Genomic DNA, 13,945 nt, shown 5'->3' on the forward strand with positions numbered 1-13,945 from the left:
AACTTAAAGATCGGCAGAAATCATGGATTTTTGGATGGTTTTTTGTGGCTCTTACGCCAGTTCCCGACCGGCAACTCGCTTTAAGCCTTAGATTTAGGAAAGAGAGTATTCCCCGCCTTTCTCATCACATGGACCAATTCTTCGAATACAATAGGCTTGGAAATATAATCGTTCATTCCGGCACGAAGGCAAAGGTCCCGATCTCCTTGCATCGCAGCCGCAGTCATCGCAATGATATACGGTTGGGATTCCACAGGCCAAGTATTTCGGATGACCTGAGTTGCTTGAAGTCCGTCCATCTCAGGCATATGAACGTCCATAAAGATTAGATTGATCTTCCTTTCTCTAAGGGTGATCAAGGCTTCTTTTCCGTTCGGAACGATCAACGGCTCGTATCCTAATTTTTGGATAATCCTTTTTGCCAGGGTTTGGTTGATCTCATTATCTTCTGCCACCATGATCTTAAAAGGAAATTGAGAGCTTAGAGCTTCCTTTTGGCTGGCAAGATAAGAAGATCTTGTATTTGCTTTGGCTTTACTTCCACCCTCTGCTAAAATTTCGGTTACGATCCTTTCTATATCTTTTTTCTTAACCGGCTTACTTAATTCTCCGGCGAATAATTCGCTCGCAATTTCTTTGTCTTTAGGATCTAAGAAAGAAGAAGATAGAAGCACCAATGGGAAATGAAAATTCTTTTTGCGGATATCTCTGGCGATCTCTATCCCTGTGTTTCCGGGAAGATTATAATCCAAGATTCCTAGATCGGGCATTATATCTAGGTCCAGTAGATTCAATGCTTCTTCTTTTGATTTAGCGGAGAAGGTTATAAGTCCGAGGATCTGCAATTGATATGCGAGTATCTTGAGGTTGGTAGGATTATCATCCAGTATGAGTACTTTTTTATTTTCTAATTCCGAGTTTGTCGCATTGTCTTTGATCTTCGCCTGGTTGTTTCCTTCTACCTGAATATAAAAGGAGAAGGTTGTGCCTACATTCAGTTCGCTTTCTACCCAGATTACCCCGCCCATCATCTCTATCAAACGAGAAGAGATAGAAAGTCCCAGTCCCGTTCCTCCGTATCTTCTGGTAGAAGATGTGTCCACTTGGTAGAACGGTTGGAATAGTTCCTTTTGTTTATCGGGAGGAATTCCGATCCCAGTATCTCTGATCGAAAAGAGGATCGTATATATATTGCCTTCAAATTTTGAAACTTCTGCGGATAAAAAGATCTCTCCTTTTTCAGTGAATTTTAAAGCGTTCCCGATCAGGTTGATGAAGATCTGTTTTAATCGTAAGCTATCGCATAAGATCCTTTCAGGGACATTCGGATCCAAATAATAAACCAGATCGATTTGCTTCTGTGCGGCTCGGGATCTGAATAGATCCAAAACTTCTTCGATGGTTTCGACGACCGAAAATTCCCTGATCTCAAGAGACAAAGTCCCGGATTCAATTTTAGAATAATCTAAAATATCATTGATGATATTTAGAAGACTTTCTCCACTTTTTTGGATGATCTCCGCGTATTCTTTTTGCTCCGTATTCAGATTGGAATCGATCAGAAGTTCCGTCATCCCAACCACTCCGTTCATAGGAGTCCTGATCTCATGGCTCATCATCGCCAAAAATTCAGACTTAGCACGATTGGCCTTTTCGGCTTCTTCTTTTGCTTTTTTGAGATCATGTTCATAGTTTTTACGAACAGAAATATCTGTGAATAATCCGCAGACCGAGTAAACTTCCCCCTCCAAGTCTACTAAGGGAACGATCACACAATAGAATGTTTTTTCTTCGTCGGAAACGATTAGATCCAACTCGAAATCCAAGGGACCTTGTTTTTCCAAGGATTTTGCAATAACTGTAGAAATGAATTGGGCCTTCTCGCTTCCGAAAAGATTTTCCAGTCCCATATCCTTTCTCTTATCTTTGCTTTCCAAGAATCGATTTGCGAATACTTGGTTGTGGAATAGAGTTCTTCCGTCCAGATCCATCATACAAAACGCGGAAGGCAAATTGTCCAAAATGGAAAGAAGTCTGGATTCACTTTCGATCAATCTGTCAGTCATCCTTCTCTTTTCTTTGATATCTTTTTGGACTGCATAAGAGCCGTAACCAACCACTAGGAAGGAAACTATAACCAAGGTAAGCAAGGAATAAGCGACTCTTGTCCCTCTTAAAGAATTGATAGCATTCCGTTTATTCAGGAGTCTCAATTCTTCTTCCTGCATATTATTCAGAAGTTCCGCTATCTCTAAAAGTATGATCCCTTTTTTGGATTCGAAGGATCTAGGTTGTTTTTCTGCCGTCTCGATGAGGTTGAAAATCCCTTGTATCCTCACTTGCTGGATCTGATTGTCTTTGGTGAGATTTTCTAGGATCTTAATTTCACTTTTTAGATTGGAGAATAAGGATCTGGTATTTTCCGAAGCTGCACCTTCTGTATAAACTTGCGCTATCCCGATCTCTCTAGTAATGCTCTTGCATTGGTCTATCTCTTCGATGACTATAAATGTATGTTCAATCCGGATTCCGGAACTCTTCAGTTCTATGATTCCATACAAACTGAGTGCGCTTGCGATGATCAATAGTAGTGTAAGGGAGAAAAAGCCGATCAGTACTTTCCATTGCAGAAATTGGGATTTTTCTTTGATTTTTTCTAAAATGGAAAATTTCATGAAGGAAGTTCTAATGCTTTCGAAACGTTAAAATGATTTCAAAAAGGCTTCCAAATTTATTACACGTATAAAGGTCTTTCAACAAGCTTTTTTCGGGATTTTGATCGCCCCATCTTGACTGGATCGGGGCAAAAATCATTCTGGTATTCTAATAAACGGTTTTTTCTGGATTCTAGTAAATAAAGCCGGTAAAAATCTTGTACCTTGGAGAGCGATCCGTTAGTATGAAATCCGTCGTTCATGAAATTTATCTCTCTGTTTCCGGAGAAGGAATTTCAACAGGCTTGCCTACAATTTTTGTCCGGTTCGCGGGATGTTCTCTCAGGTGCGGAATGGACGGAGACCGCAAGCTATGGTGTGACACTCCGTACGCACTTTCTCCGAATGCGGGGAAACAAATGGAGTTGGAAGATGTGATCTCAGAGATAGGATCTATTTCTTCTTCTCCCACACAAATACTTCTGACGGGCGGAGAACCATTAGAAAATTCGAATAGGATTTTCAGCCAAACGTTGGCGGAAAAATTGAAACAGTCCAGACAAGTTTCGGGGCTTTATACTAGGGTGAGGGTGGAGACAAATGGGGCGGAACCGATCCGGGATCTGGAGAACATGGTTTTTACCCTGGATTACAAACTCCCGGGCTCAGGAATGGAAAACAAAATGATCTTGGATAATTTGGAATTTGTCCGGGATAGAAACGATAATTTGGATGAGATCAAATTCGTAATTAGAGATAGAAAGGATTTCGATAGAACTTTGGAAGTAATAGACGGTTTTAAATTAAAGGGAAATCTTCTGGCTTCTCCCGTATTCGGAGAGCTAGCTCCCGAAATCCTTGTGGATTGGATCAAAGAGAATAATAGAACGGATCTGCGTCTTTCTTTGCAGACCCATAAATATATCTGGGGAGAAAAAAGGGGAGTTTGATCTTGGACTCTACTTTGCAACTCAGTCTAGATTTCGAATCCGATTCTTCCAGCGGATTCAGAGGGGATTCCTGCTATCTCAAGGATGAACCCGAATTAGGAATTGGTAGGATAGAAAGTTCCGACGCCGGAAAATTCCAGATCTATTTTCCATCTTCTGACACTAGAAAAACTGTCTCTGAAAATTCAGGCAGACTTAAAATAATAGGATCTTATCCGACTGCTTTTACGGAATCCTTTGCAGATCCGGAATTATTGGATCTAAGCTTACAAGCATTCGAATTAAAGCTCACTCATGCGTATGACAAACTTTCCGCATTATCTAATTCCAGGACAAGGCTACTTCCCCACCAGATAGAATCCACTTTCGTGGTTGTGAATTCTCTCAGACCTAGATTCATTTTAGCCGACGAGGTTGGATTAGGTAAAACGATAGAAGCGGCTCTCGTCATGAAAGAGCTGATCTTTCGTAGAGGTTACAAGAAGGTTTTGGTCGTGGCGCCTTCTCCTCTTTTGGTCCAATGGAAACAGGAATTAAAAAACAAATTTAACGAAGATTTTGAGATCGTTAAAAGAAAGAACTTCTTAGCTACCGGAGAGAAGAACTGGAAGAATTTCAAACATGTGATCACTTCCGTAGATTTTATTAAAAACCCAAAATATGCTGAAGAGATCCTAAAAACAAAATGGGATATCGTAGTTTTCGACGAGGCGCATCGTTTAAGAAGAGATTATCATAAGGTTACTAGAGCATATTTATTCGCGGAAAAGATCGCCAAAAAATGCGAATGTCTACTTCTTCTTACCGCGACACCTTTTAGAGGAAAATTAGAAGAGCTGTATTATCTGGTCCACTTAGTGGATCCGAATTTGCTCGGTCCATATCATACTTTTATAAACGATTATGTTCTAGGAAATAAGAACGGCTTAAAAGAAAAGATCTCCAAGGTTCTTTTAAGAAGAAGAAAGGTAGAAGTCGGCGGATTCACCAAACGATTTGCCAAAACCGTAAAGATAGAATTATCCAATACGGAGAGACAGTTTTACGACGAGACTACCGAGTATGTCCGTAGAGAATACAATCTAGCGATGAGAACCCAAAACAGGGCGATCGGATTTGTGATGATTGTATTCCAGAAATTATTGGATTCTTCTGTATTTGCCCTTCTTTCCGCATTGTCCAAACGTAAGTTTATGTTAGAGAACAGGCTCCATCGTTTGCAGGCAGTTGGAAACAAATTAGAAGAATGGGACCTGGACGAAACAGAAGGTGTAGAAGACTTCGTTTCCGATCTGGATGAATCTGCCCCTTCAGATCTTGCAAATCTCAGACGAGAATTATTGTCCTTAAACAGGCTGATCCTTTTAGGCAAGAAGATCAAAGAAGATCGTAAAAGCCAAAAGTTAAAAGAGACGATCGCAAAGCTTAAAAAAGAAGGGCATCCTAAATTTATCATATTCACCCAGTTTAGAAGCACACAGGATTTCTTAGCTTCCACCTTGTCCGAATACAAGGTTACATTATTCCATGGATCTTTGAGTGCGGACGCAAAAGAAGATGCAATCTCCGAATTCAGAAAAACTTCCGAGATTTTGATCTGCACAGAAGCAGGCGGAGAAGGTCGTAATCTTCAGTTTGCAAATGTTCTTTTTAACTACGATCTACCTTGGAGTCCTTTAAAGATCGAACAAAGGATCGGAAGGATCCATAGGTTCGGACAAAAGGATAACGTATTTATTTTTAACTTTGCTTCTAAGGACACGGTTGCGGAGAGAATTTTAGAAGTCCTATCCAATAAGATCAAACTATTCGAAGAATCTATCGGAAATTCGGACGAATTACTAGGAGCGATCGAAGACGAATTGGATTTTCATTCTAGCTTCATGAGATTTATTACTGGAAACAAGAAGCTAACAGAAGTAGAAGAGGAGATAGACCAAAGGATTAGGATCGCCAAAAAAGGTTTCGAAAAACTTGGGTCCTTGGTTACTCCTAAATTACTGGATTTTAATTTAGAAGATTATTATAAAACTACACTGCAAGAAAGATCTTTTACCAACCAACACTTAGAGACCTTTTTTGTTAGATACGCCAAAAAGTATTCCGAACGACTGAACTTCAAACTTAAGACACTAAAACCTCAGATATACGAGTTGGATGGAGTAAATTACAAAGGAAAGAAGGCTACATTCAATTCTGAACTTGCACTTGCAGATGATGGATTGGAATTTTTGGCATTCGGTCATCCTCTGGTCGAAGAAGCGGTTCAATCCTTTCTAAAAGATAGATCGGGTTGGAAGATAGGATTTTATAGAACGTCGGGAAATGTTTTATACTTCGTATTTATAGTAGAATTCAAATTTTCTTTGGATAGAAAGGAACTGTTCGTGGTGGAAGTGAACCGACGCAGCGGAAATGCTAAGGTATTAGAAAACCTTCCCGAAACAGTAAGAGAGAACCGATTCAAATCTTCCGAAACTGAGTTACCCGCTGATATCGAAAAATTTTTTGTGATCGCTTGCGAGACTTTGGAACTTGCCTTAGAAGATCGAAAAAAAGAATTGTACGAACAAACCAAGGATCTTTTCCAAAAGGAAGAATACAAGATCCGGAACAGCAACCAAAACACTCTACGCCAACTAGAAGAGAAACTGATGAGGCAAGAGGCGGCTTTCAAATGGGAAGGAAGGCCTGAAAAAAAATCGGCAATGAATCGAACGAAAAACGAGATCCAAAAAGTAAAAGAGGATTTCGAAGTTGAGTTGAGAAAGGTAAAGGTAGGAAAAGAGATCCACCATCGTTTCGAACTTTTCCAAGCTTATCTTCCTGGTTCAGACTGATCTAAACAAAGAGCCTTCTTAAACCTTCTATAACTCTGTTTTTACTGCTGGACATAGGCACGCGCGGTCCGCTTTTGTTAAAATACTCCGCCAAAAATATTCGGCCTTAGGAGACAGTTTACGTGAAATTATCCCTAGATTGGATCAACGATTTTACCCCTATCAAGGATGTGTCCCTCGAGGACATCCTAAAAAAAATTGCAGCTTCTATATGTGAAGTAGATGGGGCAGAAGATTATTTTTCTCATTTGGAGAAGGTTGTTTTAGTTAAGATCGAATCCTTAGAAAAACATCCTCAGGCAGACAAGCTTCAAGTCGCTCAAGTTACCGACGGAAAAAATAAAATCCAAATCGTTTCGGGCGCTCCTAATTTAAAAGTAGGGGACCTCGTTCCATTGGCTGTTCCAGGAGCCGAACTGGGAGATAAAAAAATCCTAGAGTCTGAACTGAGAGGAGTAAAAAGCTCCGGTATGCTTTGTTCCGAAAAAGAACTGGGCCTCTCAGAGGAAGATGCAGGCGTCATGGTCCTGGATGATCCGGAAGCAAAACCTGGTTTGAATTTGAGAGAGTATTTCGGATTCAGAGATACTATTTTAGATATTGATAATAAATCCATTACACATCGTCCGGACCTATGGAGTCATTTCGGATTTGCAAGAGAACTGGCAGCTCAACTAAATTTGCCGATCAAATTTAATCCTCTGGAAACCAACTGGGAATTTTCCAAAGACTTGGCTTCTCCTAAGGTTAAAGAAACGGATTACGCACATTCTTATTATTCTTCTTCTATCGAAGGTATTCAGATCAAACCTTCGAGCAAAAAAGTTCGTTCCCGTTTGAAAAAATGTGGAGTAAGAGTGATCAATAACGTGGTGGATGTTTCCAATTATCTATTATTGGAAGCAGGACAGCCGACTCACTTCTTCGATTCGGATAAATTATCCGCACAAGGTGGGATCGAATTAGAAGTCGACTATGCAAAGAAGGACGAGAGCTTCCTGCTTCTAGACGAAACTTCTCCCAAGCTTGATCCTGAGATACTGATCATTCGTAATTCTAAAAAGGGAGTCGCGATCGCAGGTGTGATGGGCGGTGCAGATACCGCAGTGGATGCCAATTCCAAAAAAGTAATTTTAGAATCTGCAGTTTTTCCAAGGGAGTTTGTTCGCAAGTCTATCAGAAAAACAGGAATTCGTTCTGAGTCTTCTGTTCGTTATGAAAAAGGTCTGGAAGCAACAACGACTCTACCTATCATCAAAAGAGCATTAAATCTTTTGAAAGAGAATGGATGTCCCGATCTGAAAGCAAGCCTTCCTTCCGGATATATTCATACTGCGGATAAAAAAGTAGAAATAGAAGTTAGCTTAAGTTTCTTGAATAAAAAACTCGGAACGGAGATCGATCAATCTACTTCCGATAAGATCCTTAAACAGCTTTCCTTCTCCACCGAATGGAAAGGAGACACGGTCAAGGTACTTGTTCCTAAATACAGACAAAATTACGATATTACAATTCCAGAAGATATAGTCGAAGAGATCGGTCGTACATTGGGATATGCATCTATTCCTGTCCAGCCATTGGCATCTGATGTAAAACCTCCTACTCGTAATTTTTCCAGAGAACTCGAAAAACATCTAAAAAGAGCATTCTCTCAAAGCCTGGGATACAACGAAGTATTCAATTATTCTTACGCGTCCTCTAAAGATAATTCTTTCGAAGAAGACGTAAAAGATTCGATCAAGATCCTAAATGCAATGCCGGAAGAGCAAGCGTATTTAAGGACATCTCTATATCCTTCTCTTTTGAAAAATATCCGATTCAATTCGGATCGTTTCGAAAAACTGAAAATTTTCGAACTCGGTCGTACATATAAAAAAGCAGAAGAGCCTTTCAACGAATCCAAATGGTTTGTTTGGGCAGTTTCTTTCGGTAGGAAGTCCAACGAGAAGGATCTAAACTTATTAGAGTCCGATTTCTTGGATATAAGGACCGGTATCGAAAAAGTATTAAGGCATTTAAACTTAAGAGAGATCGAATGGAAGATAGAAGAAAAAAGCTATTTCCATCCTAAGGCTTCTCTTTCCTTATTCGTTTCCGGGAAAAAAGTAGGAGAGTTAGGATACGCTCATCCTGCCGCTTTGGATACTGCGGATATCAAAAAGAGAGTCATTTTGGGAAGATTCGAATTCGCCTCTCTGCTAGAAGTTTGGACGCAAGATAGAAACAAAAACTATTTTACTGCCCCTTCTCATTTCCCTCAAACAGAGATCGATCTTTCTTTGGTGATGGATCTAAACGAGTCCTCTTCCAAGTTCATTGAAGCTGCTATCCAGGAAAAATTTCCTGAACTTCAGGATGTAAAAGTTACAGTTGTGTTTACCGGTGGAAATCTTCCGGAAAACAAAAAGTCTGTTTCTTATAGATTTAAACTTTTAAGTCAGGACAAGAACTTAACTCAGGAAAGGATCAAAGAGATCACGGATCGTTTGATAGAGATCGCAAATTCTTCCGGTTACCCTCTTCGCTAACTATGAAAATTCATGAGACAGCATTTATCCATCCGGCTGCAACTGCATTCGGTATGTTGGAGATGGGACCTCTGTCTTCTTTGTGGCCTGGTGCTGTTGTTCGTGCGGATCTGAATGAGATCAGATTGGGAGAAGGTGTAAACATCCAAGATAATAGCACACTTCATACCGATTCAACCGGGAGCTTATTCATCGATGATTATACATTAGTAGGTCATAATGCAATGCTTCACGGTTGTAAGATCGGTAAGGGTTGTCTTATTGGAATAGGAGCTGTTATTTTGGATGAGGCAGTGATCGGAGACGGTGCAATGATACTCGCCGGTTGTATGATCCGAGGTGGTAAAAAAATTCCGCCTAGAGCAATGGTGATCCCGAAGAATGGAGACATCGTCATCTACGAAAAAAAAGCCAAACCTGAGATGAGCATTGCAGGATGTTTGGAATACATACAATTAGCAAAAAGATTCCAAGAAAATGTATTCAAACCTTTCACCAAGGAAGAAGAAAACCAATTTGTAGAAGAAGCAAAATCCATCATTAAAAGATACGGGATCTAATTCTTATCTAAACCTCTCTCTTCTTTCGATTTGATATAAATCAATTCCTTTCGTTCGATTTCTGATTCGTCCAGAAGCTTATTCAAAAATCCTTGTAACTGTTTTCCGCAAAACAGCTGTAAGGATTATCTCATGTATGAAGAACGGGTTATAGAAAAAATCAGAGGTATTTGGAAGACATTCGATCTTTCTTTAGGAATTCCTGAAATAGATAAACAACATCTTTGGTTGATTGGAATTCTTGCGGATCTGGAAGATAAACTGGAGTCGGGAACCAGATCCGAACTAGAAACCACATTTACGAATGCACTTTCTAAAACCTTGGATTATGCGTCCGAACATTTCGCTCTGGAAGAGAAACTTCTGGAAAGCATAGGTTATACGAAACTAGGACAACATAGGCTGCAGCATACGCGGTTTCTTACCGCTTTAAAAAATCGGGTCCGAAAGAATTTTGAAGGAAACTTCGAGCATGCGGTTTTGGAACTACTAAAAAATCTGAAGAAATGGTTATTTAGGCATATTCTTAGCGAAGATAGGCAGTATGTCGATCTTGCGGATATTAATATCACTCAGGAAGTTTCTTCCTTGATGAATGAACGGTTAAGATCTTCTCCTCACACTAAGGAAATCGAGGATCTGTATGCAGCGGTAGTATATTCAACTAAACAAACCGTATCTAAAGAATTTAACGTTATAGGTGAAGACAATTTAAAACTGATCTCAGACCTATGGTATCGTTATAAACTCAAAACGGGGATCGCCATCGTAGATATCCAACATTTATGGCTTTTGCAGTTATTAGTGAAAACGGATAAATTATACAAACAGAAGTTAAAACAGGAAATCGGCGGGGAGCATTTGAGTTCCGAGCTGAAAAAAGCGATCCAAGAAACGATAGAATATATCGGGGAACATTTCAGTACGGAAGAAGCGATTATGCATAATTTTCGCTATATCGGAGAGAGAAACCATCAAAAGCAACACGAGAATTTTAATATACTGATCAACGATATGATAGAGAGAAGTGAAAAAGAAGAACTCGAATCTTTGGCAATTTTGATCCAGGACTTAAAGGATTGGTTGGTAAGTCATATCGCCATTGAGGATAAAAAATTGTTCTATTTTTTCAGATCCAGACTTCCCGAAGTGAACGAATATGTTAGAAATTTGAATAGAGAAGGGAAGATCCATATTTGGAAGGAAGCAGTGATGATCTATAAACTATTGGTGGACTATGAGGATATCACAAAGGAAAAAACTACCGTCTAAGTGCGATTAAGTCTTTAGGTTCTAATTAGGATTATATCTTTTCAGTTAGTGTCTGGATAGTGTTTAGGATCTTTTTATTCTTCTCCGAAAATTCGGACTCTGGTATTGTACCTGTAAAAATATAGACATAACCTTCTTTAAAAAAGATCCATTGTAAGGTCCTGATCTGTTTTTTCTCCGCAGTGTTTGGGAGGACAAACTTAGATTCTAAAAAGATACATTTCTCTTTTCCGAAACTGCATTTTTGAGGAACAGAAAGTATTTCATATTCTTTGTATATATTAGAATACAATCCTCCTATCGAGGCTACATAGTCCTCTAAAGTTGCCTTGGAATATTTTGCAGGAATTGACTCAGAAACAAAATTGATATTAGTCCTGATCTCGGAGCCTTTGTTTTGCTCCGGTTCAAAAAGATAGAACATTATCTTAACTAGTTTATCGTTTTGAGATTCTTTTTTGTTTTTAGAACGATTAGGTTCGGAACTATCTCGGTTTGGATCATATTCTTCGTAAATCCAACCCTCATAATTCAACACCAAGCCAAGCTCAGGGATCTCGATTGTCTTTTTGACTTCCGGAACTTTTTCAATACAGGCAAAACATAAAATGATCCCCGGTAATAAAAAACCCAGACTATAACGTTCTAATAGGATCATGTTCAAGTTTCCGAAAGTTCGATATCTGCGTTTAACTTTTTCTTCTTCTGAAAAGTAAACCGGACCAAACTGAATCGATTGCGCAGACTTTAACGTCTACCAACCCTGTCTTCAAGCCTATTTCTCGGATTGTATCTTCTTTTAGATCGGTTTTCACACCGGAACTCATCTTTGGCCAAGAGATCCAAACCATTCCTTTGTCCGCCAAGTAATCCGGGAACTTGGGAAAGTTTTTAGAAAGTTCATCTTTAGTCTTACAGAAAAAATGAATATAATCGAAACTTCCCACTAACTTCTTCTTGAACGTAATATTGGGGGGAAGTTCTTCTAATAGGCCTTTCAGTTCTTTTGGCTCGTTGATTATGATCGCGTTCTGGCCTTCTTTAAATCCTAACTTTTTGGCCAAAGGTGTGCCTGAATATCCTGCCATAGTTCCTCTATCGATTCGGATACGAAAGCTGGAAGGAAAACCTCAGGCTACAAAAAAACCGGCGTGGCCGCCGGTTCTTTTGAAATACAAAGGAAGTATTAAATTCTTCTTAGTAAGGGAAGCCTGCGAAAATTTTCGCTCTTGTGTAGATGTCCGCTACGGAGAATCCGAAAAGAAGAAGTAAGAACAAGAAACCTGATCCGAAGATCACTCTGTTCATTACATTATCGTATTTAAGGTGCATGAAGTAAGCTAGTACTAAGGAAGCTTTGATGGTCGCTACAAGCATAGCGATTACGGTGTTCAATGCTCCGAAGTCTACTTGAGCTACTAATACTGTGATAATAGTTCCAAGGATCAGTGCAGCAAACACAAGAGAGTAAGTTTGCACGGAGATCAGATGATGTCCGCCATGTTCATGCTCTTCTGCGTGAGAAACAACTGAACCTGGTTGCAGTTTAGTCTTACCTGCTTCGACCGCTTTTAATAAGGCACCACCGATCAAAGTGGACTTATTCTTTTCGATATAAGCCTTAAGTCTATCCTCTTCTACGATTTGAGCCAACAAGTTAACGGCAAATCCAGCAACGGTAGCATTTACGATTGCTCCCGCTCCGATAACAAATCCAGTGAAGGGAATCATGAATCCGATACTTACGATAATATACAACGCGTAATTGAGAAACAGTTCCATCTCTTTTCCTGAAACCTGAGTATTATCTGCAGGCTGAGTTCCCCGAAGGGGATTGGAACCAGTCTCGGAGGCATGTAAAGAATCACAAGTACATTTCAGGGGACCAGAACTTGGATACCGCTTTCTGAAACGATTTTGACCTCTTCCCAGGGATCCTGGGTTTTTCGAGTTGGAAGCCGGACCCAAATTAGGTTTTTTTGGTTCGGTCTTCTATAAGGGGAGAAGAATGCGGAAAGCGGGAGTATTTCCCAGCCTGTTTCCTTCTCCCAAATTTTTAGTTTAGAATATGGATCTGAGTTTTGGACTTTCGGTAAGAAAAGAAGAAGGTCGTTTCCTTTTTTCGGAAACCTCCGTCGGAGCTCCAACAACAAACATCCCATGGTCCATCTAAAATTGATTTCTGAAATTTTACGTAAAACTTGGGTTTCTTTTGATCTATAAAAGAAAGAATCCACTGAACCGAATCCTTCATAGTTCGGATGTAATTTGGAGATTTTTGAAAAACTTTCGGACATTCCAGAAAGGTAATTTTCGATTTCTGAAAATTCTCCCATCCAGGTTCCGGAGTATTTTCCTTTATGATCGTTGAGTAGAATGGTACCTTCTTCTATTTTATATTCTCCGTTTTTTGCTGAGAATAATAAGCTAAAATCCTTGGTTCTATCCACCCAGGTCTCGATCCGAAAAGGTTCTTTTTTTACATTTAAGAACATATCCGCTAGATCTTTTAGCCCGGAAACATCTCTAAATTTCTGAGAACCTGCAAATCCGAACTCGGTCTTAAAAACGAATTTTTGATCCGGAGAGATATTGTCTTTTTCCTTCTTTAGGAATGTCTCCCAATCTCCTCGATTGCGAATGGAGTAGGAAAAAAAATCAGGATTAAGCTCTTGGTTCCAATCATTTTGGTTCAATTTAGATCCGTATTTTCTTGCAGAATCTAGAAGTGCTGGATCTATCTCTAAGTCGTGATTGTTGGAATTCCATCGGGAGATCTTTCCCCATTCTTCTAATTGGATCTCTTTTTCTTTTTGCAAAAATTGTTTCAAGTTTCGGAGAAGAATAGGTTTTGGGATCTCTATTCCTTTCTCTTTCCAATACTTGATCCAGTTTTCTTCGGGCGGAGAATGAGCTAAAATTTTTGCGGAGTCTGGATATGAGCCGAGGACTAAAAAAGAGGATTCTAGAATGGAATTCCTGGCCTCCAGCTCTCTCGGAAATAATTTTCCAAGTCGGAGTTCCTCTTCGAAATAGGCATTCGGGCGGAAGATTCGAGGCATAATAAGGAAAGAACCCTTGAAAAAATCCTTTTTAGGATCAAGAATGGGGTATAGTCTTTTCGATATTCAGAAGGAAGGC

General features: G+C 39.6%; 10 protein-coding genes. 5 read left to right on the plus strand and 5 right to left on the minus strand.

Annotation, left to right across the window (positions count from 1 at the left end):
- Positions 1-80: 80 nt before the first annotated feature.
- The gene (locus LPTSP_RS15090) at positions 81-2,675 is read right to left on the minus strand and encodes a response regulator (protein WP_108929501.1); all 2,595 of its coding nucleotides are present in this window, start codon (positions 2,673-2,675) and stop codon (positions 81-83) included.
- A gap of 224 nt (positions 2,676-2,899) precedes the next feature.
- Here LPTSP_RS15090 and LPTSP_RS15100 point away from each other — a divergent pair, with 224 nt between their 5' ends.
- The 5 genes from LPTSP_RS15100 (at position 2,900) to LPTSP_RS15120 (ending at position 10,804) form a co-directional block, all read left to right on the plus strand.
- Positions 2,900-3,604: a 7-carboxy-7-deazaguanine synthase QueE gene (locus LPTSP_RS15100; protein WP_108929503.1), complete on the plus strand. Its 705-nt coding sequence runs from the start codon at positions 2,900-2,902 to the stop codon at positions 3,602-3,604.
- Between the two features lie 2 nt (positions 3,605-3,606).
- Positions 3,607-6,444 carry a DEAD/DEAH box helicase gene (locus LPTSP_RS15105; protein ID WP_108929939.1) on the plus strand — a complete coding sequence of 946 codons (2,838 nt, stop codon included), beginning with the start codon at positions 3,607-3,609 and terminating at the stop codon, positions 6,442-6,444.
- Between the two features lie 122 nt (positions 6,445-6,566).
- Positions 6,567-8,972 carry a phenylalanine--tRNA ligase subunit beta gene (gene pheT, locus LPTSP_RS15110; protein ID WP_108929504.1) on the plus strand — a complete coding sequence of 802 codons (2,406 nt, stop codon included), beginning with the start codon at positions 6,567-6,569 and terminating at the stop codon, positions 8,970-8,972.
- 2 nt (positions 8,973-8,974) lie between these two features.
- A complete protein-coding gene (locus LPTSP_RS15115) occupies positions 8,975-9,532 on the plus strand; it encodes a gamma carbonic anhydrase family protein (protein ID WP_108929505.1) in 558 nt (185 codons plus the stop codon).
- 132 nt (positions 9,533-9,664) lie between these two features.
- The gene (locus tag LPTSP_RS15120) at positions 9,665-10,804 is read left to right on the plus strand and encodes a bacteriohemerythrin (protein ID WP_108929506.1); all 1,140 of its coding nucleotides are present in this window, start codon (positions 9,665-9,667) and stop codon (positions 10,802-10,804) included.
- 31 nt (positions 10,805-10,835) lie between these two features.
- Here LPTSP_RS15120 and LPTSP_RS15125 read toward each other — a convergent pair whose 3' ends face one another.
- The 4 genes from LPTSP_RS15125 to LPTSP_RS15140 all read right to left on the minus strand — a co-directional run bounded on the left by LPTSP_RS15125 (position 10,836) and on the right by LPTSP_RS15140 (position 13,866).
- Entirely contained in the window at positions 10,836-11,462 is a 627-nt protein-coding gene (locus LPTSP_RS15125; RefSeq protein WP_108929507.1) for an LIC_13215 family putative lipoprotein, read from the minus strand.
- Between the two features lie 31 nt (positions 11,463-11,493).
- Complete coding sequence (locus tag LPTSP_RS15130; protein WP_108929508.1) at positions 11,494-11,892, minus strand: DUF3052 family protein; 399 nt, start codon at positions 11,890-11,892, stop codon at positions 11,494-11,496.
- Positions 11,893-12,001: 109 nt separating this feature from the next.
- Positions 12,002-12,586, minus strand: a complete 585-nt coding sequence (locus LPTSP_RS15135) for a cytochrome C oxidase subunit IV family protein (protein WP_108929509.1) — start codon at positions 12,584-12,586, stop codon at positions 12,002-12,004.
- Between the two features lie 95 nt (positions 12,587-12,681).
- Entirely contained in the window at positions 12,682-13,866 is a 1,185-nt protein-coding gene (locus LPTSP_RS15140) for a hypothetical protein (RefSeq protein ID WP_108929510.1), read from the minus strand.
- Positions 13,867-13,945 lie beyond the last annotated feature (79 nt).

Origin of the sequence: Leptospira johnsonii, assembly GCF_003112675.1 — a bacterium.
Classification (GTDB): Bacteria; Spirochaetota; Leptospiria; order Leptospirales; family Leptospiraceae; genus Leptospira_B; species Leptospira_B johnsonii.